This window comes from Phormidium sp. CCY1219, from assembly GCF_035615515.1.
GTDB lineage: Bacteria > Cyanobacteriota > Cyanobacteriia > Cyanobacteriales > Laspinemataceae > CCY1219.
Genome location: NZ_JAJENT010000403.1, coordinates 1 through 21,014, shown reverse-complemented (window position 1 = coordinate 21,014; position 21,014 = coordinate 1). Strand labels below are relative to the sequence as shown.

Genomic DNA, 21,014 nt, shown 5'->3' with positions numbered 1-21,014 from the left:
GCCTCCCCACAGAAAGGCAAGCCTAATAAGCACGCTTTGACTCGTTTGACTCGTTTGACTCGTTTTGACTCGTTTGACTCGTTCCCAGGCTCAGCCTGGGAACGCCTCCCCCGAGGCTCCGCCTCCCCACAGAAGCCTAATAAGCACGCTTGCTTCTCGATTACATCACCGGAATTTCCGATAGATTCTGAACTTCCAATTGAGGAAGCGGGGAGATACAACCCTCGAGCAACCCATCAATTCCACTGACTGGCAAAACCGGGGTTTTGAATTCACAAACCAAGTCATCCACCGTCACATCATCGAGAAACCGAGTTTCGCCATATTTGAGCATGACATCCGGCAACAAAACCCCATCGCCCAAATCGCGATCGCGCAATCCCCCCCGCACATCTTCCCCCGTCAGCACTCCCGTCACGCTCATCGTCTGACCCCAAAATTCACTACACAGCGGAATCATTTCCACCGTTAATCCTTCCACCGCATTCAACCGGTCTAAAATCGGTTGAAAGGCATTTTCCACCGCATTTCCCACCACCCAAGTCAACCGACGCGGGGGCGAAACCACCGACGGTAAATCCATCGCCGCCGCCTCAAATTCTTCTAAAAACTGTCGAATCGAACCCACACCATTCCCCAGTTGCGGATAATCTTCATACTCCGACGCCTCGGGCAAATCTTCACCCGCCATTAAAAACCATTCATCCGCCAACCAGACAAACGTCGAACCCAATTCTCGGCGGAATTGGGGTTGCAATTGTTGCACTTGCGAAATCACTTCTCGTGCTTTTTCCCGCGTTACAGGCACCAATTCATCCGCTTCTGGACGAAATTTCGTCAACCCCACCGGTACCACCGCCACCGATGTCACTCCCGGAACTTCGCCGCCGCCAAATTTGGCCAAATCTAACAAAGTTCGTTCCAGATGTTTTCCATCATTAATTCCGGGACAAACCACCACCTGGGCGTGAATTTGCAAGCGTCTTTCTTGGAACCACTGAAGCTGGTCGAGAATTTGTCCCGCCCGGGGATTTTTTAGCAGACGAATCCGCACCTCGGCTTCAGTTGCATGAACGGAAACGTAAAGCGGAGACAAGCGCATTTGTTCGATGCGCTTCCATTCTTTTTCCGTCAGATTGGTTAAAGTCAAATAAGACCCATACAGAAAGCTCAAGCGATAATCATCATCCTTGAGATAAAGCGTATTTCGCATTCCCGGCGGCTTTTGGTCGATAAAGCAAAACGGGCAGCGATTGTTACACTGAATTAAATTATCGAATAAGGCGCTTTCAAATTCCAACCCCAACTCTTCATCGTAGTCTTTTTCGATTTCGATAACGTGGGTTTTCCCTCGGGCATCGAGCACTTCCACTTCGATGAATTCATCGGCGCATAAAAATTTATAATCAATCAAATCGCGCGGTTTTTGCTGGTCTATAGAAACAATAGCATCCCCAGGTTCAAAACCAATTTCGGCAGCAATCGAACCGGGTAAAACGCGAGAAATAACAGCAGGACGGATAGCAGCAGAACTCATAATATTTGCACCACAATAAATTGCATAACAACAGTTAAATTTTAATATCGCCTCCGGAAGAATTGCAATCAAGAAAAATCAGGTGTAGGGTGGGCAACGAGTTGCCCACCCTACCAGTGGGTATAGTTGCGAAAACCGAGACTCGTTGGAGTTAGGCGGAGTGCATCCGAGGCTTCACCGGAATCTCGATAATAAATTCCGCCCCCTCACCCGGTTGCGACACACAACTCAGATGACCCCCATGCGCGTCTACCACCGTTTGGTAGCTAGTAGACAACCCCAAACCGGTTCCAGACCCGACTGGTTTCGTAGTAAAGAACGGGTCAAATACCTTATTTAACACCTCCTGATTCATCCCCGGACCATTATCGGCAATTGAGATTTTCACCGAACCCTCGTTCGTGGTTTCCGTTTGAATGCGAATGGTGGGTGACGCAGGAAGGTTTTGCTCGTTATTCTCCTCCCGGCGCATAAAATCATGCAGGGCATAAATCGCATTACTCAGGATATTGAGAAACACCTGATTGAGCTGAGAGGCATAACAGGTCACTGGAGGCAGTTTACCATAGTTTTTTGTTACTTCAATCTCGTAGCGTCCTCCTTCTTGGCGCAATTTCGGCTGCAAAATCATCAGCGTACTGTCAATTCCCTGGTGAATATCCACTGGTTTCATATCCGCTTCATCATGTCGCGAGAAGTTCCGCAGACTCAGTACGATATTGCGGATGCGTTCTGCCCCTCCTTTCATGGAATTGAGCAGTTTTTGCAAATCTTCGATTAAGAAATCTAGCTCGATATCTTCCAGGGTTTCTGACACTGATGGCGTGGGATTGGGATATTCCTGCTGATAGACTTCAATCAAATGTAGCAAGTCTTGTACGTATTCCGAGGCGGGGGTCAAATTGCCATAAATAAAACTCACCGGGTTGTTGATTTCGTGAGCAACCCCCGCCACCATTTGACCCAAACCGGACATTTTTTCGCTTTGCACCAATTGCGCTTGAGTGCGTTGCAATTCGTGCAGGGTTTGTTCCAGGCGGAGGTTTTTCTCGTTTAATTCTTGGGTGCGTTCTTGGACTTTTTGTTCCACGGAACTATACAGCAAGGCATTTTCCAGGGAGATTGCTGCTTGGGAGGACAGCAGGCGCAAAATTTCCAGGCGATCGGGAGTAAATGCGCCAGTGGTGAGGTTGTTTTCTAGGTAGAGAATGGCGATCGGTTTGCCTTGATTGACGATCGGCATACAAAGCACCGATTTAACATTTTCGGCGGCAATATAAGGGTCGGCAGTAAATCGGCCCTCATTTGCGGCATCACTTAACACCACATCGGCGCGAGTGCGTTCCACATAGTTAATTGCGGTCACGGGCAATTCGTGGGACTGCAGCGATCGCCATTCTACCACCCCGGAATTATATTGCTCCACCACCACCTCTTCTGTCCCCACCGATGCCTCAGCAGCAATTCGCAGGGTTCCTTCTTCCGGTAAAATCAAAAAGCCTTTTTGCGCCCCGGCATTTTCGATGAGAATTTTCATCAAGTTGGCCAGTAATTTATCCAAGACAATTTCCCCAGAAATCGCTTGAGACGCTTTCATTACTGAGGCGATATCCAGTACGTTTGTCCCATTATCCGTAGTGGTGCGAATTGCCGTAGTGCGGGTATCGATTACCCCACTCGGGCCTGGAATTTTGGTGAGGAATTGCGGATAACGTGCCTCTAGTTGTTCTACTTTGCGGGTTGCGCCCCAGCGTTCGTATCCGTAGTACGCCTCCCGTAAATGAACTTGCGCGTATTTTTGTTTCTGGCGCTGCAGCCAGAATTTGCCGGCGAGTTCGTTGGCGAGGGCTTCGTTTTGGATAAATTGGTTTTCTCGCGCTGCGTCAATGGCGCGATCGTACTCATCTAACGCCGCTTCTTCGCGCCCCTCAATGCGCGCGATTTCCGCGTTGACTAACCGATATTTATGCTCGAAATTAGACGGGCAGTTTTCCGCCCAAAGGTTCATTTGCTGTTGATTTGCTTCGAGTTGCTGGAGATAGTGTTTTTTCTCCTCTCCTGACGCTTCGGGATAAAGTGCCGTTAGCAGCAGGGAGTGGTAGAAATTATATTCGGTGGCGGGTAAAGTGCCGGTGATAAAGGGCAAGTATTTCTCGATATCGCTGATGCACTCAAAAGCTTCGGTGAAACAGCCAGAAAGATAGAGAATTTGTAATTTCCGAATCAAATAGATGCACAGGGTGTAAAAGTTTTGCGTCTTCTGACATCGCTCGATATATTCGCTTTCCGCCATTTCTTCTACCTGAAAGGTTAACGGGTCTGGCGTTAGTTTCCGCAAGTTCCCCACCAGCAGTTGCACTCCCCCACAAATTTCCGAGGAAAGCTGATTTTTGGTTTTTTGAGTGAAGTGCAATGCTTGGGCGGTTTCTTCACTGAGTTGCGCCAGGTTTTCGCCTTGAAAGAAGGAATTGAGCGCCCGGTTGTGCAGCAGATATCCCGCATATTCTAAATCCCCGGATTCCAAGGCGGCTTGGTAGCCTTCGCGGTTCAGTTGGTTGGCTTCTTTGATATGATTGAACCAGTAACTCAATGCATTGGCAAAGCCGGCACAAGCTTTCGCTTTGAGTTCGTAGTTGCCCCATTTTTCAATTAGGTTGAGGGCCAGCAGCCCAAACTCATAGGCGGATTTATATTCGCCAAATACCGAACTGAGTAGCAGTCCGTAATTCGTGTAGGAAAGACAAGATTCGGGGATGCTGCCATAATCGAGGGAAATGTTTACGCCTTTGAGGACGATCGCGGTCCATAACTGCGGATCGCTCAGATAGGCGGGGGGCGCAACATTAGTGAGTAGTTTTAAGGCGACTTTTTTCTCGGGCAGAGTCATTTCCTCTGACTCAATTAATGAGGCAATGTCTTTCCCGGCCCATTTGGCTTTGGCGGCGGCAAATTCGGTGGCGATCGCATCGGATAACCCTTCTGCTGGCAATTCTATATCTAACATCGCTAGGGCTTCTTTCCCGATTTTTACCGCTTGCTCGTATTCGCCGCTGAGGGCATACTGAACCAGCAACAGGTTGTAGATTTCTGCTTTTTCTAAAACGGTTTTGGCTTGTTCTAAGGTCAGATAGATATAGCGTTCTGACCCTTCAAAGTTCCCGGTTAAGTATTCCACTAAAGCCCGTTCTTTGTGCAGGGCGATCGCTACCTCGTAATCCCTGTCCCAAATATTCGCCGGTAATCCTTCCATCCCGGCGATTAAATATTGCCTTGCGGCGACATAAGCGGTGGCATATTTGGCTTTTTTCGCCGCCTCTAAGTTTAAAGATGCCAGTTCGAGTTTTTCTGCGGGTTCTGAAATCAGCGATCGCCCCACATTCAAATGATCCACTAGCTCAAAAATCCGTTCCGCCCAATATTGCGCCGGCGTATTCGTCAGCAACATCCGCCCGATTTGCAAGTGAACTGCTTTTTTCTGGGCATCTTCAATCAGAGAATACGCCGCTTGTTGCACGCGATCGTGCAGAAACTTGTAATTCAAAATCAACAAAGGATTGATAGATTCTGGCGCGATCGCTTCATCTTCTCCCTCCGCAATCGGCAAAATCAACCCTTCTTTAATCGCCGGCGACAGGTCAGCAAAGGTACCAAACGATTCTTTATTATAAATCAACGACAGGGTGTTTAAATCGAATTGATTCCCCAAACAAGCACCGAGGCGCAACACTTCCTGGGTCGCTTCTGGCAATTTCCTTAATTTGCCAATCATTAATTCTACCACATTATCCGTAATTCCAACCGCCCGAATTTTCTCCATATCCCATTCCCATCCCCCAATATTATTCCCCCCAGCTTCTGGATTAAACGCCAGTAAATTTTCCTGATAAAGGGTTTTCAGGAATTGATTGACAAAAAAGGGATTTCCTTGGGTTTTCCTCACCACCAGTTCCGCCAAGGATTGCACGGATTCCCCATCCCGATGTAACGTCTCGCTGAGCAATTGCGTCACTTGTTCTCTCCCTAACGGCGTTAAGGTCATCTGATTGATGGTTGCCCCTTCTTTTCTCAGTTCGTCCAGGGTTATCATCAACGGATGGGTTGAGGATACTTCGTTATCTCGATACGCCCCGATCGCAAATAAATACCGCGTTTGCTCGTCGGTCATCATCAGTTTAATCAGTTTCAGGGTCGCCGAATCTGCCCACTGCAAATCGTCCAGAAACACGATTAATGGATGTTCCGGCGCGCAAAACACGCGAATGAAGTTTTGGAACACGAAATTAAAGCGATTCTGCGATTCGGTCAGTCCCAATTCTTGCACCGGCGGTTGCGATCCGACAATCAGTTCTACTTCCGGAATCACATCAATAATAATTTGCCCGTTTGCGCCAAATGCGGCTAACAGTTTTTTCCGCCATTTTTCCAATTCGGCTTCGCTTTCGGTCAGCAGTTGACCCACTAACTCCGAGAATGCAGTCACGATCGCACTGTAAGGAATATAGCGCTGAAATTGGTCGAATTTCCCCGAAATAAAGTATCCCCGCTTTCGCGTCAGTTTCCGATGAATCTCGCTGACTAAGGCGGATTTCCCAATTCCAGAATACCCGCCAACCAAAATCATTTCTGTTTGTCCTTGCAAGATGCGGTCAAACGCATTCAAAAAACTCTCGATTTCCGATTGTCTGCCATAGAGTTTTTCCGGAATTTGAAATTTGTCGGAAATATCGAACTTACCCAGGGGAAAGTCCTGAATATAACCCTGCGATCGCACTTGACTGAGACATTCTTCTAAATCGGCTTTTAAACCCCAGGCACTTTGATAGCGATCGTCCGGATTTTTCGCCAGCAACTTCATCGCGATATCGGAAACGGCTTTTGAAATATCCCGCTGACGTTCGTGGGGGGCGACTGGCTCGATCGCCAGATGACAATGCACCATTTCCATTGGATCGGTGGTTTCAAATGGCAATTGATGGGTGAGCAATTCGTAAAACGTAACCCCGAGGGAATAAAAATCCGAGCGGCGATCGAGGGTTCTGTTCGTTCTCCCGGTTTGCTCTGGGGACATATAAGCCAAGGTTCCTTCTAAACCCGAAAGTGTATCCTCAGAGGGATTGTCATCTTTGCGGAAGCTCGAAATACTAAAATCAATCAGTTTGAGTTGCCCGGTGGCGGGATTAAAAACGATATTAGACGGGTTAATATCTTTGTGAATCACATGATTGGCGTGCAGTTCGCCTAGGGTTTCTGCCACTTTAATAGCAATCGTGAGAAAGCCTAAAATGGTAAACTTTTGCGAATTCATCAAGATTTTTAAGGATTCTCCCCCAAAATCTTCTAAAATCGCAATTGGCGTGTTATTCTGTTTTTCTAAGCTATAGGCTTGTACCACACCAGTTAAATTTAAAGAGCGGGTGAGTTCGTATTCTTGTTGGTGATTGGCGAGTTCTTCGGCGCTCGGATAGTCTTTATTCAGCAATTTTAGGATAACCGGTTGACCATCCTGCTCTCGGCGTCCCCGATACACTAAAGTATTGGGACTTTCGTAGATTTTGGCGAGAACTTGGTAGCCCGGAAGCGATAGCATAATTAAGTCATCCTGTCGAGGGGGTTGCTCCCATTATTATAAACTCGTCCCGGCAATGGGCGATCGCGCGGCGGGGGCAAGCCGGAGGAGAAAATTAGCCGCGAGGGCGAGATTTTCTCCTCCGTACTTGTGCGGATGCAATTTTGGGTGGCAAGTTTCTGAGTTTTTGTTAAAAAATGTAACGGATTGCCTTCCCCGGGAGGGGGAGTGGCGATCGCGTTTCTTCATCGGGGAAGGGGGTGGGTTGGGGTTTTCCCTTCCGGGGATTTCCCCCCACCCGAATCGGAAAGCTTCCGTTAGATTTGGGGTAGCACTCCAGAGGCAATCCCCACCAAAATCCCCACACCAAACAGCAACCGATACCAGACAAACACCCAGGTACTTTGGGTTTGCAAGAACCGAATCAACCAGGCGATCGCCGCATAAGAAAATATCGTAGAGGAAATCAATCCCCCCACCAGGGGAATCAGACCGATGGTGCCCAAATTGCCTTCCACCACATCGAGCAGTTCCACCAGGCCCGCTAGGGTAATAGCCGGGATGCCAAGCAAAAACGAAAACCGGGCCGCTGTGGGGCGTTCTAATTCCATAAATAAACCAGCGGTAATCGTCGAACCCGATCGCGAGACCCCCGGAATTAACGCCAACACCTGAGCGCACCCCATCCAGAGGCCATCTTGCAGGGTCACTTGGCTGAAATTGCGCTTGCGCGTGCCGATGCGTTCCGCCACGGCGAGCAAAATCGCCATCACGATCGAGACAATGGCGATCGAGACCAAACTCCGCAGAATTTTGTCATAAAAATCCGGAACTGCATATTTGACCATTGCTCCGAACACCAGAATCGGGATGGTGCCTAAGGCAATGCCCAGGACAATGCGAAAGTCGCGATCGTCGTATTCCCGACGCACCAGCGCCCGCAACGCTCCATTGGTCAGGGCGCTCAAGTCGTCCCAGAAATACCAAACCACGGCGGCGATGCTGCCCAACTGAATCACCGCACTCAAGGACACTCCCGGATCTCCCCACCCGAAGAGTACCGGAACCACTTTTAAATGTGCCGTGCTGCTGATCGGAATAAATTCGGTTAATCCCTGAACCATGCCCAACACGATCGCCTGTCCGAGATTGAGGGAAGATTCCGGTCCGCCGCTCACCAACTCCGGGGCGCTTTCCGCCGCTTGCGCCAGTTCGATGCCCTTGCTGGGGAAAAGCTGGGGAGTCGAAGACCATGCCGGCGCGAGATTGACCGCGTTAGAGGCGGCGGAAGCGAGTAGCGCACCAAAGGTGCCGACGCCCAAGAAGGCAAAAAACTGCTTGCGTGATAAAGCCATGCTGTTGCTTAGGGTATCTGTGCAAAAAACTAACGTTGAGTTTCACCGGAACTCGATAAATTCCAGGAGAGGCTCGTGATGTCTATTGTTCTGTAAATGGCGAATTTTGACTTGCGGGCGTCGGCAAGTGTTAATTGAAAATTGTACATCTGATATTCTACCGTTTTCAAATTCTATAGATATAAAGTAAAATTTAGAGAGGAAATATCCCCCCCGAGGGGATTATTCCCGTGATATCTTAAATAAGATGAAGTTAAGTTAAGAATATTAAAGACTTGTTAAACAATACTGGATCCGCATACATCTGCCCCGTTACCCTGCTCAAGTCAGCGATCGCCCGTCAATGGCCGGGTTTGAAACCCTTCAAACTCAGCCAGAGAGGGTGGATTTTCGCCGCTGCCGCATTCTTAGTTTCCGTGCCGGTCTTCTTTGAAGCCCCCTTGGTGCGACAGTGGCCCTGGTTGGCTTGCGCCCTGACCGGCGGATGGTTGTGGTTGGGAAAAATGCTCTTATCCCGTCCCGGAACCCGGGTATGGGGAGACTTGTTAATCGGATTTACCGGCAGTTGGTTCGCCGGGGCGGTGTATTGGGGGTGGTTGCGGTGGGAACCCTTGCTACACTTACCCGTAGAGGCTGTGCCCCTGCCCCTGGCCCTGTGGTGTTTGTGGCGAAGAAAACTGCAGGTGGGAAGCTGGTTTTACCTCGGGTCGCTGTTTGGCACGGCGGTCACCGACTTGTATTTTTACCTGGTGGATTTGATTCCCCACTGGCGTCAGTTAATGCAGGTAGAACCCGAATTAGCCGTGCCAATTTTGCAAAGCGCGATCGCCCGAGTTCATACCCCCTGGGGGGCCACCTGGGCGATCGCTCTAGCCATGTTGCTCCTGGGGATGGGGATTGTCTCCTTACGCTGCACTAAACTGCACGCCTGGGGATTCAGTGGTGCATTATTGAGTACAATTTTGGTAGACGGCTTGTTTTGGTTGGCTGCCTTAGCAGCTTGACGGGGAACATTCCCTCTAGAGGAAGACGCCTCTACCCGGGGAAATTTCTCCGACCAAACAAAGCGCTAGCATCTACTTTTAGAATTAGAGGGATTGAGAACTCCAGAACGTTGGTGCTAAGCCTGTGGCAAATTTCCCAACCACTCCTCATCTCGTGCTGCGAACAGAAGCAGGTAATCGCTATCTTCCTTTAGTGGGGAGTAATTGCTGGACGATTGGCCGGAGTGAAGATAATAATTTCGCGATCTCGGATCGCTGGATTTCCCGCACCCATGCCATGTTGCAATGCATGGATGGGGGAGAATTTTACTTAATCGATTTAGGGAGTCGCAATGGCTCGTTTATCAATGGCAGACGAGTCAGCATCCCGGTGATTTTACATAACGGCGATCGCCTAACCTTTGGTCAAACCGAGCTGGAATTTTACTCCCCCTCGCCGGCATCGGAAGATGAATCGGAAGAATTAGACTCCCAGGATTTTACCGTCACCGCCGCCTTGCACGTGCGTCGGCTGATTTCGGTGATGGTGGTGGATATCCGCAACTTTACCGTGTTGACTCGGCAACTAGATGAAAAAATCCTCTCGGAGGTGATCGGCACCTGGTTCCGCCGTGCGGGCAATATCATTCGCGATCGCGGTAGCTGGGTGGATAAATACATCGGCGATGCGGTAATGGCGGTTTGGTTCCACAGCACTGAGAAGGCGACGAATGAAGAAGTGCTGCGGATTTTTCAAGCGCTCAATTCCCTGCATGAGGCAACGGTGGAACTCAACGATCGCTATCCCCTACCGTTTCCCTTGCGAATCGGTGCCGGGTTGAATACCGGCTATGCAATGGTGGGCAATACCGGCAGTGGCGATCGCCCGGACTACACCGCTCTCGGAGATACGGTCAACTCCGCCTTCCGTCTCGAATCCGCCACGAAGGAAATCGGTCTCGACATCGCCCTCGGGGAATCCACTTATCAATACGCTAGCGGTGTATTCAGCGATCGTCCCAGTTTGTTCGAGCAATACAACGTGCATCTGAAGGGATATGAAAAACCTACCATTACCTATGCCTGCTCGTTTGAGACCCTTGATGCCTTTTTACGCTCTAACGCGCAAAACCCCTAGTTGCGGGCGCAAAACAGAAATCTGCCTCGCCAAGTACAATAATTAAGAAAATCTGTAGCAGAAATGGTAGTCTCTAAATAAGGGCTGTTTATGAGACATAGAGGAATTCAGTTATGAGAAGATTGGTTCGCTTGATAGCAGTCTTGGGTTTGGCGATCGGCTGCCTCGGATGGTTGGGTCTGTCCCAACCGGCAATTGCTGGCAGTTTTAGTGATGTCAGCGTCACTTCGCCCATGTTGGCGGCTCAAGTGCTTTACCGCAATGAGGTGAACGAGAAGCTCGGCACCGAATTCGGCAAGAAAATTGATTTGAATAATTCTAACGTTCGCGCTTTTCGCAATTATCGAGGAATGTACCCGACCTTAGCTCGGATTGTGGTAGAAAACGCCCCTTATGAAAAGGTGGACGACGTTTTTAACATTCCCGGATTGAGCGAGCGTCAGAAAGAGGTGCTGCAAGCCAATCGCGATCGCTTCGCCGTCACGCCGCCGAGCGATGCTTTAGTCGAAGGCGACGACCGGATTAACAACGGCTACTACTAAAGCCAACACTGCTTTGGTTAAAGTTGGATCGTAAATTTCGCCCTTTGTCAATTAAGGTTATAAAAAGAGCCTTATCTCCAGGCTCGAGCGATCGACAGGGGGCGATTTTTCATTGGTCAATCCATCCGATTTGAATTCTGAGCCAAATGCTGCTTTACCCACCGCGTTTGACGTGTTGGTGGTGGGTGCCGGTGCGGCGGGCTTGTATGCGGCACTTTGTCTTCCGCAATCCTACCGCGTGGGTCTGATTAGCAAAGACAGTTTGCCGGTTTCGGCGAGCGATTGGGCACAGGGGGGGATGGCGGCGGCGATCGCCCCGGACGATTCCCCCCTGCTGCATATCCAAGATACCCTGCGCGCCGGTGCAGGTCTGTGCGATATTGAGGCGGTTCGCTTTCTCGCCGAACAAGCCCCTGGCTGCGTTGAAGATTTAATCAATTTAGGCGTGACTTTCGACCGCGAAAATGGCAAGCTCGCCTTGACCCTAGAAGCGGCTCACTCTCAGCGTCGCGTTCTCCACGCCGCCGATACTACCGGCAGGGCGGTGGTCAGCGTTCTGAGTTCCTGCGTCTTGAATCGCAAAAATATCCAGGCGATTGAAAATGCCTTCGCCGTGAATTTGTGGCTCGATCCGGAGACTCAACGCTGTCAGGGAGTCAGTTTGGTTTATCAAAATCAGCTCCACTGGGTGCGCGCCGGTGCGGTGGTGCTGGCAACCGGCGGCGGGGGTCAGGTATTCGCCCAAACCACCAATCCCTCGGTGAGTACCGGCGATGGGGTGGCGATCGCTTGGCGCGCCGGTGCGGTTTTGCGCGATTTAGAATTCTTTCAGTTTCATCCCACTGCCCTGACTAAACCGGGCGCACCCCGCTTTCTGATTAGCGAAGCAGTTCGCGGCGAAGGCGCTCATTTAGTGGATTCTCAGGGCCGACGCTTTGTCTTTGACTATCATCCTGCCGGGGAACTCGCCCCCAGAGATGTGGTGAGTCGCTCGATTTTTATGCACTTAAAGCGCACCGCCGCCGATCCGGCGGATGCCCACGTTTGGTTGGATTTACAACCTATTCCCCCAGAGCGAATCCGTCACCGCTTTCCCAATATTATTCAGGTTTGTCAGCACTGGGGTATCGATCTGTTTCGTCAACCGATTCCAGTGGCCCCCGCCGCCCATTATTGGATGGGCGGCATTCAAACGGATCTCAAGTGTCGAACTTCGATTCCGGGCTTATATGCTGTGGGCGAAACCGCGAATACCGGGGTACATGGCGCAAATCGCCTCGCCAGTAATTCTCTGCTTGAATGTATCGTGTTTGGCGCTCAGTTGGCTGATGTGGAAGTTTTTGGCGATTCCCTATGCCCCTCTCCATCAGAAGTCAGCCCCCCTGGGGTGTCTTACCCCCTGGACAAGCCTCGGGATACCCTCGCTACAATTGAAGCGCTGCGGCAGTCTCTCCCTCGCCTGGTTTGGCAAAGTGCCGGCATTGTTCGGGGTCAGCGGGCATTGGAAGAGGCGATCGCTCGCGTTAACACCTGGCACGCTGAATTTGCGGCTCTGCCCCTCAGTCGTTATTTGTTTAATGCGATCCCCGGTGAAAATATCCGGTTTGCCCTCCCTGACGCCAACCCTCTCTTGCAACGTTGGGGCGAAATGCACAACTTACTCAATGTGGCGTTGTTAATCCTGACCAGTGCCGCTTTTCGGCAAGAAAGTCGCGGCGGTCACTATCGCGAAGACTACCCGCAACCAGACCCCACCTGGCAAACTCACACGATGGTTCGCGATCGCACCTGGCAACGAGTCCCCGTGCGCTCCACACCCATCGAAACCGATTCCCCGTAAGCAACCTTCCCAGCTCTTTTCTAGCCGCTGGGGGTTTATTACCTATCTCTCCAGAAAAACTATTGCCCACACTATTTCACCGCACAAGGATTAGCGACTTCCCGCTCCATCCGTGCGTTCTGGCTCTCCATTCACCACCGGATCCTCCTGCTCGGAAATCAATACCGTCGAGCTGAAAGCTGGCCGATCCGATTGAAAATCTTGAATGACACTGGTTTCAGGTATGGCGGCGGCGTTGCCAATAAAGAAGAGTTGGCTGGCTACACCGATTGCCATTGCTGTAGTGGTGGATTTAAGAAAAGTAACCATAGCACCCATAACCCCATAACGACCTTCCTAGTAGATTTACCCTCTCTGTTTCTAGTTTATCAGTAGAATCACGGAGTTGTCCACTGAGGAGACAGACAAGGGGACAACGGTTGCCCCACTCTTCAGTATTTCTACGGGGAGTACCCAGGAACGCCGTTTTTCCTTCGATGGAGCAAATCCAAAGACTGGCAAGGGTTTTACGCCCAACCCTCCTCTCCCCTTTTTTGCAAAACGATGGTGCGACAAACGACTTCCGAAAGTTTAGATTATTTTAAGCTTCCCTGACAATCTGTTCGCCGTCGGAGTTTCGGCTGAGTGGTAAAAATTTTATTTTAAATTAATATTACAGATTATGAACCCATCCGTACAGCCCCAGGCAACTTGTCTGCTGGGATGGGAGCATAAGCCAGTTCAGGCGGCACAAACAGCCCCTCGCAAAATATTCTCGCCTCTACAATGTCGGGGATTGAACAATTCGAGCGCCCAAGCAGGAGAAGAGAAACTCTTATCCCGGGGTGCTCGGGGTTGAGCCGATGATGGCGGCGGAAAAAACCTGAGCGATCGCGGGGATGGCTTTAAGAAAATTTCACTTGATTCTTACCGCTTTCTTTTGCGCGATACATCGCCGCGTCTGCTTTATTAATCAAACCCTCTAAATCCTCACCATCTAAAGGATATAAGCTAATCCCGATACTGGTGGTGACGTGGATTTCACGTTCGTGCAACACAAAAGGCGCAGACAAGGTACTCATAATTTTGTGAGCCACCCTGAGCGCATCTTGTTTTCGCGGAATGGCCGGCAAAATCACCGTAAACTCATCTCCTCCCAAACGCGCCACCGTATCGCTACCGCGCAAGCAAGCGCTCAGTCGGTTGGCGACATCTTGCAGCAGGAGATCGCCGCACTCATGTCCTTGAGTATCGTTAATCGTCTTAAACCCATCTAAATCGAGAAACAAAATCGCCACTTGCTGCTGATTAACTGCCGCCCATTCTAACGCTTGACGCAGACGTTCGTAGAAAAGGGTTCGATTCGGCAAACCGGTCAGCGTATCGTGATAAGCTTGATGTCGCAAGCGATTTTCTGACAGTTTTAACTCCTCATAAGAAGACGCCAGTTCCGCCGCCGTGCGCTTCAGTTCTTCTTCCATCCGCTTGCGTTCGGTGATATCGCGGATTGCACCGACTAAAAACACATTGCCAGCGGGATCTTTATGTAACGACCGTTTGGTAGCAATGAAATGGGTGATTCCGCGAGCATCCGTAAATTTTTCTTCATTTTCGATAGGCAAACCCGTTTGAAAAACCTGCTCGTTTTGCTGCCAAAATATCTCTGCTTCTTCTGAGGGAAAAAGGTTGGCCGCAGATTGGTGGAGTAAATACTCTAAAGGGTAGCCGATAAATTGACAATATGCTTCATTGAGGACTACCCATCGGTGGTTTTTATCTTGCACAAAAATTGGGTCGGGAATTGTATTAATGATTTGATGTAAAAACTCTTTCGATTCGGCAAACGCCCGTTTGAGTTTTTCTTCTCGGTAAGCGATATACCCGGTGATTCCCACTGCCGATCCGCCGAGAGTGATTAACGGAGGGATCAGGGGAATCCACCATCCCAGGAGGAACAGAAGGTAACAAAACCCGGTTAGGCTGCCACAGGAGAGCAGTAGATAAAAGGTAAAGCGCAAAGGCGATCGCCAATTCCAGCTCAGACTTGCCCCCACCCAAGACCAGAGAAAAATCCACAACCATTCCATCGCCTCGGGCCAGACTTGAATCGACGGCGGGCGTCCATCTAACGCTGCATTGAGGATTTGGCTGACAAACAAAGCGTGCAATTCCACCCCAAACACTTTTTTAGGCGGTTCGATCCAACGACCACTGTAAGGGATGTAGAAAAAATCTTTCAAACTCGGGGCGATCGAGCCTATCAGAACCACGCGATCGCGCACCCACGCTGGCGGCACCTTTCCTTCCAACACCTCCGCCATCGACACCGTGCGGAATCCCACGGACGGAGATTCCCGATTTTCCGCAGGCGAGCGAAAATTAGTCAAGAGTTGATAGCCCCCATCATCGGCGCGCACGTAGGCACCATCGTAAGACTCAAACGGTCGAAAAATGCTGCGACCTAATTTAAAATGGCCCGGATGATGTTTCAGGGTCTCGAGCTTAATGCCTTCCTCGTCTAGATAGAGAAATGCCAACTGTAGGGCTAAGCTGCGGTGAATCGTGCCATTTTCAGTGCGCCAGTAAATTAGATTGCGACGCACCTTGCCGTCGGAATCGATCGCCACGTTATTGAAGCCCACAGCGTTGCGTTCGGCAAGCACCGTCGGCGGTGGCACCCCGAGGCTTTCGCGATCGGCGAGTTTTTCAATCCCTATGAGATTGGGAGTGTTAGCAAAAACCTGGTTCAATTGCTCGTGCCCGGGTTGTACCGGCAAATCGCGAAATAAATCCAACCCGATCGCCCGGGGGTTGAGGGCATGGACTGTTTCGATTAATTCCGCCATCACGCGATCGGGTATCGGCCAAGTTTGCAATTTTCTCAGGTCTGATTCATCGATGCCGATAATCAGACAGCATTCGTCAATCGGTTGTTGGGGACGCCAGCGAAACATTTGGTCATATGCGCCCCACTCTAATGACTGCAATAGTCCCAAGAAGCGGACTAGCAACACAAAACCGGCAACACTGGAACAGGTTACTAACAAACCGCGCCCTTGCCGAAAGAAAAGCTGAAAGATTGCCCACCATTTTGGCGGGGGTTTGACTGGCTCGGTGCTCATCGACTAGAGAATTATAGTGCAATTAAATCTCCGTTGCGATCGCGCTTCATTTCCGGAATATCCCAATGCAATCGGTAGTTGAAACCTGATTGGGAATCTCGCCGATGGCTGACAGTCAATTGCACGCTAGCGCAACGGCAGTGAATATCGAAAGTCACGAGGCCCCTGATAGCCAGATAAGTCAGCCAGTTCTTCTAACGATCTTACTCCTGGGTACATCTGCCCATTTATCTCCCAAGTGGGAACGCCAGTAATATTGGCTTGTTGGCACAGTTGTGGCTGAGCGTTTTTGCCTTCGGGATGGCATTCAATGGTGTTGAGAATATCCAACGCTTGCTTGCCAAATAGTTCTTTCTGTTCGTGGCAGTGCGGGCAGGTGTATGCTACATACACTTTAGCGTCTATTTCTGTAAGGTGTTTTGCTAAGGCGATTTCTGCTTCTCCGGAGGTGGTTTTCACACTCCACCCGATTCCCGGGGTGGGTCTTCCACTCGGACCGGGTACCACGGTTTTGCCTGCCACGGTTTCCGAGGTGGCCACCGGTTCGTTAACGTTGGCATAAACGCCCAAGGCTGCGATCAGCGTCACCATTGCGATCGCAATTCCCGTAAAGAACAGTTGGCCTTTATCTTCCCAATCTTTGCCGATCGTGGTTAAAACAAACAAAAGCACCGATAACACTGCTGAGACGATGCAGTAGGGGCACAGCGCTTTGATTTCAAAAAACATCAGGTAGGTAAGCTGGCTGCTAAACACCACCATTGCGGTGGCGATTCCAAACATCAGCAACCAGGTGAAGTTTTCTGCCCTAGCGCGCACCTGTTTTTTGCTTTCTGAATCGATGAATAGGGGCGCAATTGCCAGAACCGCCATGCTGGTATAGGCTAAAAACCCAAATACGGTGAGTGGTATGCCGAAAACTGTGGCATAGGGGCTTTCCAGTACCAGCTCGCAGCCCTTGGTGGGACAGACCTCCGCTGCCGATCCGCTCAACTCGGCGACGGTGAGAAATGCAGTTTCCAAAATACCAATTGTGGCGATCGCGCCGATGATATAACGCGACCTGCGATAAATCCAGGGAATAGAACGTCGGCGTCTCATCAAACTCTCCGAGACTAACTTTTCCGTGCCCCTCCAGTACGTGACTGGAAAAGCGAGTACCCTTTGATTTTGGCACATCCGACTTCCCACGCAGAGGGTCGTGTCCCCCGACCCGAATTAAGAATTAAGAATTAAGAATTAAGAATTTCTCAATTCTCAACTCTCAATTCTCAATTTTTTTTGCCTCACCACTCTCCCCTGTGCTTCTTCCGAGCATTTTAGGAGTGCAATTTAATGGAGGACAAAGGTTGTGCTTGGGTTTGGGGATTGAGACAGCGACGAGTCGCCTCCACAAACTGACTGACCCGAATCGGATCGATGGGTCGATCCAGCTTTCCGTGTCGTTTCAGGGAGCTACAGACGATCACCCCATTCGCCGCTTGCATGAGGGTGGGAATATTCTCCCAATTGGCACCACTCCCGATGAACACTGGGGTACCCTTTGCCGCCGCCGTGGCTAGTTCTAGGTCTTCCAAGCTGGGGGGAGAGCCGGTGGCCCACCCGGAGAGAATAACCCCATCGGCTAAACCGCGCTCGATGGTTTCTTGCACCGCAGTGGTGAGATTGGGGGCACTCAAGGGACGAGCGTGTTTGACCAACACATCGGCGAAAATTTTGACATCGCTGCCTAATTCTCGGCGATAGCGCAGCAGTTGATGCGCTTGTCCCTCGATTACTCCTTGGTCGGTTGCCATTACGCCAGTGAGTACGTTGACGCGAATGAATTTGGCTCCCACACAAGAGGCGATCGCCAAACCGCTTTGGGCGTCATTTCGCAAAACATTAATTCCGATCGGCACGGTGACTAGGTTCATTAGCCGATCTACAATCAAGGTCATGGCACTGACCACCGCTGGGTCTACCTGAGCGTTGGTAAACGGAGCGTCAAAAAAATTTTCGACAATAATGCCATCAACCCCGCCAGATGCTAGGGCTGTAGCTTCTCGCTCAGCTCGATCGATGACGGTGCTGAGGCTGCCCCCCCACCGCGCTGATGTCGGCAAGGGCAGTAAATGAACAACACCTATAATCGGATTTTGGGTTTTGAAGAGCTGTTTTAAGTCCACGTTGTTTCTTTTCGGACGCCGCAGGAAATTTCGGTCAACCAATGTAGTGAGTCAGACTTGCTTGCCACCTCCAAGACCCGCTGTTACGGGTCAGATCGATGGCTGCCTACTTAAAGGCCAGATCGTTACACCCTCCCTTTCCGTAAAAAGAGTTCGGCGCATCCGATCGCGGATACACGATGGCCTGTCCCTAACTGGGAAAATCAGACACCACTCGCTTCCGGATACGAGTCCTTCGACTCCCTCATTCCTAATTGCTCATTGTACTGCTGTACCCGACCATCCGCGATCGCCACATCACAGTGACCACTGATGCCGCTTGTCGGAAGTAGAACAGGCAAGATGACCATTTTACAAGAGTTTTACCGTTTTTAACTTCGCAACTAAATAGTTTTTCAGTAAAAACAAATTTCTCCAAAAAAACCCTATCAGGGTTTTTGGATCCCTCGCAAGTGTCTCCCCAGAATCCCTCTCCCTCTTTGTGCCAGTGGCTCTCTGAGGAAGATGGCTCTATCCACTCCACCGTCGGGGTGCCGCTGTTGTCGATCGCCCCCGGGTGCTACTCCCATTCTGACCGCGCCCCCCTGCCTATGGCGATGTCGCGATCGGCTTTCAGTACAATATCTCTATCCCGTTGTCCTACGCATTCTGAGTGTCCATGATTCCGTCGGTTTCTCAAATTCCCATCCAACAACTTGCCTCGGGCGATCGCCTCTCGATTCAACTCTATAAATTTATCGGCCAACATCCGGGCAAAAAAGCTTACCTACAAGCTAACTTACATGGTTCGGAAATCTCTGGCAATGCCGCGATACATCAGCTTATCGAATTTTTAATGACACTGGATCCTAGTCAGCTTGCTGGGGAAATTTGGTTGGTGCCAGTGTGCAATCCCCTGGCTACCAATCAGCGATCGCACCACTTCTCTAGCGGTCGTTATTCTGCCTACGATGGCAAAGACTGGAATCGCATCTTTTGGGACTACGAAAAAGAACAAGAAGGCGACGAAATCTCCGATTTTGCCAAATCTCAACTTCATCTTTCCCCCCCAGAAATTCGTCACAACTATCTCACCCTCATCCAACAGCGCTTTCACCAGCTTCTAGATGAGATTAAATCTCCCGCCGGCGTCCCCTTTACGGATCGCTATCGCTATATCTTGCAATCTCTCTGTCTCGATGCTAACTATGTCATCGATTGTCACAGTTCCACCAATCAAGGCTTAGACTATCTTTATTGCTTTGATGCCAGACAAGACAGTGCCAAATCCTTTTTGCTCGATTATGCCCTGTTAATGAATGAGTATGATGGCGATGCCTTTGATGAAGCATTTCTCAAACCTTGGCTTGCTCTAGAAAAACAATTGGCTTTATTGGGTAAAAATTTTACCTTTGATGTGGAATCTTGGACTCTGGAACTCGGGGCGGGAATGCAAATGAATCCCGAGTCTGTGGCTAAAGGCGTCCGAGGAATTAAAAACTATTTATCTCAAAAAGGAATGCTAGACATTCCGGGATTTCCTCTACCGGAAACTCAGGATTTCTCCGTGGAATTTACTCCCAAAGACTGCGTGCAGAAATATTACGCTCTCTTGGGGGGAATGATTCAGTGGAGAATTCCCCTGGGTACCCGGGTTAAAACCGGCGATCGCCTTTATCAACTCTTAACCTTTGACAAAAGCGATCGATTCCCAAAACTTATCGATGTCTGCGCTCAAACCGATGGCTTCATCTTTGACCTATCCACCAATCACTCGGTAAATGAAGCTGATTACGTTTTATCCATGTTTTCACAATAACCCACCTTCATAAAACAGCTCAGTGGCGTTTTGCAAATCTTTTGCGAGCGCCCTTTTTTTTACTCAATTTTTTGACTCAACCCTGAAAAAGCAAGCGCCACGCGCGATCGCCGCCCCCACCAGAACGCAAGGGTCAGAACGCTGTTGTCGCTCCCATATCCGCAGGTGTTATTGAGCGTGAAGGGCGGTTGCGCTCTTGCGACGCGATCTACTCCGTCCGGAGAACGCCCGCCGCTGATTGGAGCCAGTGGTGGCTTGTTCTCTTTTATGGCACAGGGAGTTAGCCTTTGACTGGTGGTTTTTGTTCTCGCGCCACAGGGTAATTTTTTCCGGACTTTCCACGATTAAGCAGACAATATCGGCTTTCAGGTACTTTTGACACATCTGCACGGCGGCTTGCCGTCCCTTGGGCGAAAAAGATTGAGCGGCGGTGAAAAGTGTATTGTGCAATACAAGTTGCCCGGTCTCTTGACAAGGGATCCCTTGCAGTTCTAAATCTTCTGCTCTCAAAAATAGCATCGGTGTCTGCTCCTGGCTTGCTCAACTTTCCTTTGACCCCCAGTTTACCCATAATTTCACACAGTTTTATCAATTACTTTACAAAATCTTTAAAAAACTGCCTTGACAGATTGCACGCGGGTGTTTCGTTTTCCTGGGATCGCCCCCGTATCGAGGGTTTGAGGGGCTTGCTGCCGTCACTCAAAAATGCCCCCGGTTTTTTCGGTATGAGGGCACAATCTAGCTAAGCACTCATGCAAAATAAATTGCACATCCATTTTTGAGGTTTGTAGGGTGGGCAGTTCCTTGAATCAGTTGCTATTGGCACCTCGCTCATCTGGATCTGCCCACCCTACCCACTGCAATTATTTTTGCCCGAGTACATAGATAGCTGACATCAACCCACTCCCTGGGCGGATTTTAGCTTCTCGGCGGGAAGCCCCGCGCTCTACCCGTGCTTGGTGAGCGTCGGGATGAGAGCCAGGGGA

Annotated in this window: 15 protein-coding genes; 5 read left to right on the top strand and 10 right to left on the bottom strand. The window is 50.2% G+C overall.

Translation table 11 applies throughout. The annotated features are described in order from the left end of the window. Positions 1–160: 160 nt before the first annotated feature. From LKK83_RS08515 to LKK83_RS08500, 4 genes are all read right to left on the bottom strand, one after another. Positions 161–1,537 (bottom strand): TIGR03279 family radical SAM protein, encoded by a 1,377-nt coding sequence (locus LKK83_RS08515; RefSeq protein WP_324630637.1) that lies wholly within the window; start codon positions 1,535–1,537, stop codon positions 161–163. 151 nt (positions 1,538–1,688) lie between these two features. Then, complete coding sequence (locus tag LKK83_RS08510; RefSeq protein WP_324630634.1) at positions 1,689–7,124, bottom strand: trifunctional serine/threonine-protein kinase/ATP-binding protein/sensor histidine kinase; 5,436 nt, start codon at positions 7,122–7,124, stop codon at positions 1,689–1,691. 36 nt (positions 7,125–7,160) lie between these two features. Next, a complete protein-coding gene (locus LKK83_RS08505) occupies positions 7,161–7,352 on the bottom strand; it encodes a hypothetical protein (protein ID WP_324630633.1) in 192 nt (63 codons plus the stop codon). Between the two features lie 68 nt (positions 7,353–7,420). Next, a complete protein-coding gene (locus LKK83_RS08500) occupies positions 7,421–8,458 on the bottom strand; it encodes an undecaprenyl-diphosphate phosphatase (RefSeq protein ID WP_324630632.1) in 1,038 nt (345 codons plus the stop codon). 332 nt (positions 8,459–8,790) lie between these two features. On the opposite strand from LKK83_RS08500, the gene LKK83_RS08495 reads away from it, so the two are divergent. From LKK83_RS08495 to nadB, 4 genes are all read left to right on the top strand, one after another. After that, positions 8,791–9,462, top strand: a complete 672-nt coding sequence (locus tag LKK83_RS08495) for a DUF3120 domain-containing protein (RefSeq protein WP_442957299.1) — start codon at positions 8,791–8,793, stop codon at positions 9,460–9,462. A gap of 124 nt (positions 9,463–9,586) precedes the next feature. Next, complete coding sequence (locus LKK83_RS08490; RefSeq protein ID WP_324630631.1) at positions 9,587–10,579, top strand: adenylate/guanylate cyclase domain-containing protein; 993 nt, start codon at positions 9,587–9,589, stop codon at positions 10,577–10,579. A 113-nt stretch (positions 10,580–10,692) separates the two neighbouring features. Beyond that, positions 10,693–11,121 carry a photosystem II complex extrinsic protein PsbU gene (gene psbU / locus LKK83_RS08485; protein WP_324630629.1) on the top strand — a complete coding sequence of 143 codons (429 nt, stop codon included), beginning with the start codon at positions 10,693–10,695 and terminating at the stop codon, positions 11,119–11,121. Positions 11,122–11,233: 112 nt separating this feature from the next. Beyond that, positions 11,234–12,961, top strand: a complete 1,728-nt coding sequence (nadB, locus tag LKK83_RS08480; RefSeq protein ID WP_324630627.1) for an L-aspartate oxidase — start codon at positions 11,234–11,236, stop codon at positions 12,959–12,961. Between the two features lie 90 nt (positions 12,962–13,051). Here nadB and LKK83_RS08475 read toward each other — a convergent pair whose 3' ends face one another. The 5 genes from LKK83_RS08475 to LKK83_RS08455 form a co-directional block, all read right to left on the bottom strand. Beyond that, a complete protein-coding gene (locus LKK83_RS08475) occupies positions 13,052–13,270 on the bottom strand; it encodes a hypothetical protein (protein ID WP_324630626.1) in 219 nt (72 codons plus the stop codon). A gap of 575 nt (positions 13,271–13,845) precedes the next feature. Then, positions 13,846–16,062 (bottom strand): CHASE2 domain-containing protein, encoded by a 2,217-nt coding sequence (locus LKK83_RS08470; protein ID WP_324630625.1) that lies wholly within the window; start codon positions 16,060–16,062, stop codon positions 13,846–13,848. A 126-nt stretch (positions 16,063–16,188) separates the two neighbouring features. Further along, positions 16,189–17,163 carry a vitamin K epoxide reductase family protein gene (locus LKK83_RS08465; protein ID WP_324630624.1) on the bottom strand — a complete coding sequence of 325 codons (975 nt, stop codon included), beginning with the start codon at positions 17,161–17,163 and terminating at the stop codon, positions 16,189–16,191. A gap of 218 nt (positions 17,164–17,381) precedes the next feature. Continuing rightward, positions 17,382–18,230, bottom strand: a complete 849-nt coding sequence (gene btpA / locus LKK83_RS08460) for a photosystem I biogenesis protein BtpA (protein WP_324630623.1) — start codon at positions 18,228–18,230, stop codon at positions 17,382–17,384. Between the two features lie 203 nt (positions 18,231–18,433). Beyond that, a complete protein-coding gene (locus LKK83_RS08455; RefSeq protein WP_324630622.1) occupies positions 18,434–18,571 on the bottom strand; it encodes a hypothetical protein in 138 nt (45 codons plus the stop codon). Between the two features lie 317 nt (positions 18,572–18,888). On the opposite strand from LKK83_RS08455, the gene LKK83_RS08450 reads away from it, so the two are divergent. Continuing rightward, complete coding sequence (locus LKK83_RS08450; RefSeq protein ID WP_324630655.1) at positions 18,889–20,028, top strand: succinylglutamate desuccinylase/aspartoacylase family protein; 1,140 nt, start codon at positions 18,889–18,891, stop codon at positions 20,026–20,028. Between the two features lie 168 nt (positions 20,029–20,196). Here the strand turns inward: LKK83_RS08450 and LKK83_RS08445 are convergent, their stop codons facing one another. Further along, positions 20,197–20,547, bottom strand: coding sequence for a hypothetical protein (locus LKK83_RS08445; protein WP_324630621.1), 351 nt, complete (start codon positions 20,545–20,547; stop codon positions 20,197–20,199). Positions 20,548–21,014: the final 467 nt, after the last annotated feature.

Bases quoted from the DNA above. Each gene is read 5' to 3' on its own strand.
- LKK83_RS08515 (WP_324630637.1), bottom strand. From the start codon at position 1,537: ATGAGTTCTGCTGCTATCCGTCCTGCTGTTATTTCTCGCGTTTTACCC.
- LKK83_RS08510 (WP_324630634.1), bottom strand. From the start codon at position 7,124: ATGCTATCGCTTCCGGGCTACCAAGTTCTCGCCAAAATCTACGAAAGT.
- LKK83_RS08505 (WP_324630633.1), bottom strand. From the start codon at position 7,352: ATGAAGAAACGCGATCGCCACTCCCCCTCCCGGGGAAGGCAATCCGTT.
- LKK83_RS08500 (WP_324630632.1), bottom strand. From the start codon at position 8,458: ATGGCTTTATCACGCAAGCAGTTTTTTGCCTTCTTGGGCGTCGGCACC.
- psbU (WP_324630629.1), top strand. From the start codon at position 10,693: ATGAGAAGATTGGTTCGCTTGATAGCAGTCTTGGGTTTGGCGATCGGC.
- LKK83_RS08475 (WP_324630626.1), bottom strand. From the start codon at position 13,270: ATGGTTACTTTTCTTAAATCCACCACTACAGCAATGGCAATCGGTGTA.
- LKK83_RS08470 (WP_324630625.1), bottom strand. From the start codon at position 16,062: ATGAGCACCGAGCCAGTCAAACCCCCGCCAAAATGGTGGGCAATCTTT.
- LKK83_RS08465 (WP_324630624.1), bottom strand. From the start codon at position 17,163: ATGAGACGCCGACGTTCTATTCCCTGGATTTATCGCAGGTCGCGTTAT.
- LKK83_RS08450 (WP_324630655.1), top strand. From the start codon at position 18,889: ATGATTCCGTCGGTTTCTCAAATTCCCATCCAACAACTTGCCTCGGGC.
- LKK83_RS08445 (WP_324630621.1), bottom strand. From the start codon at position 20,547: ATGCTATTTTTGAGAGCAGAAGATTTAGAACTGCAAGGGATCCCTTGT.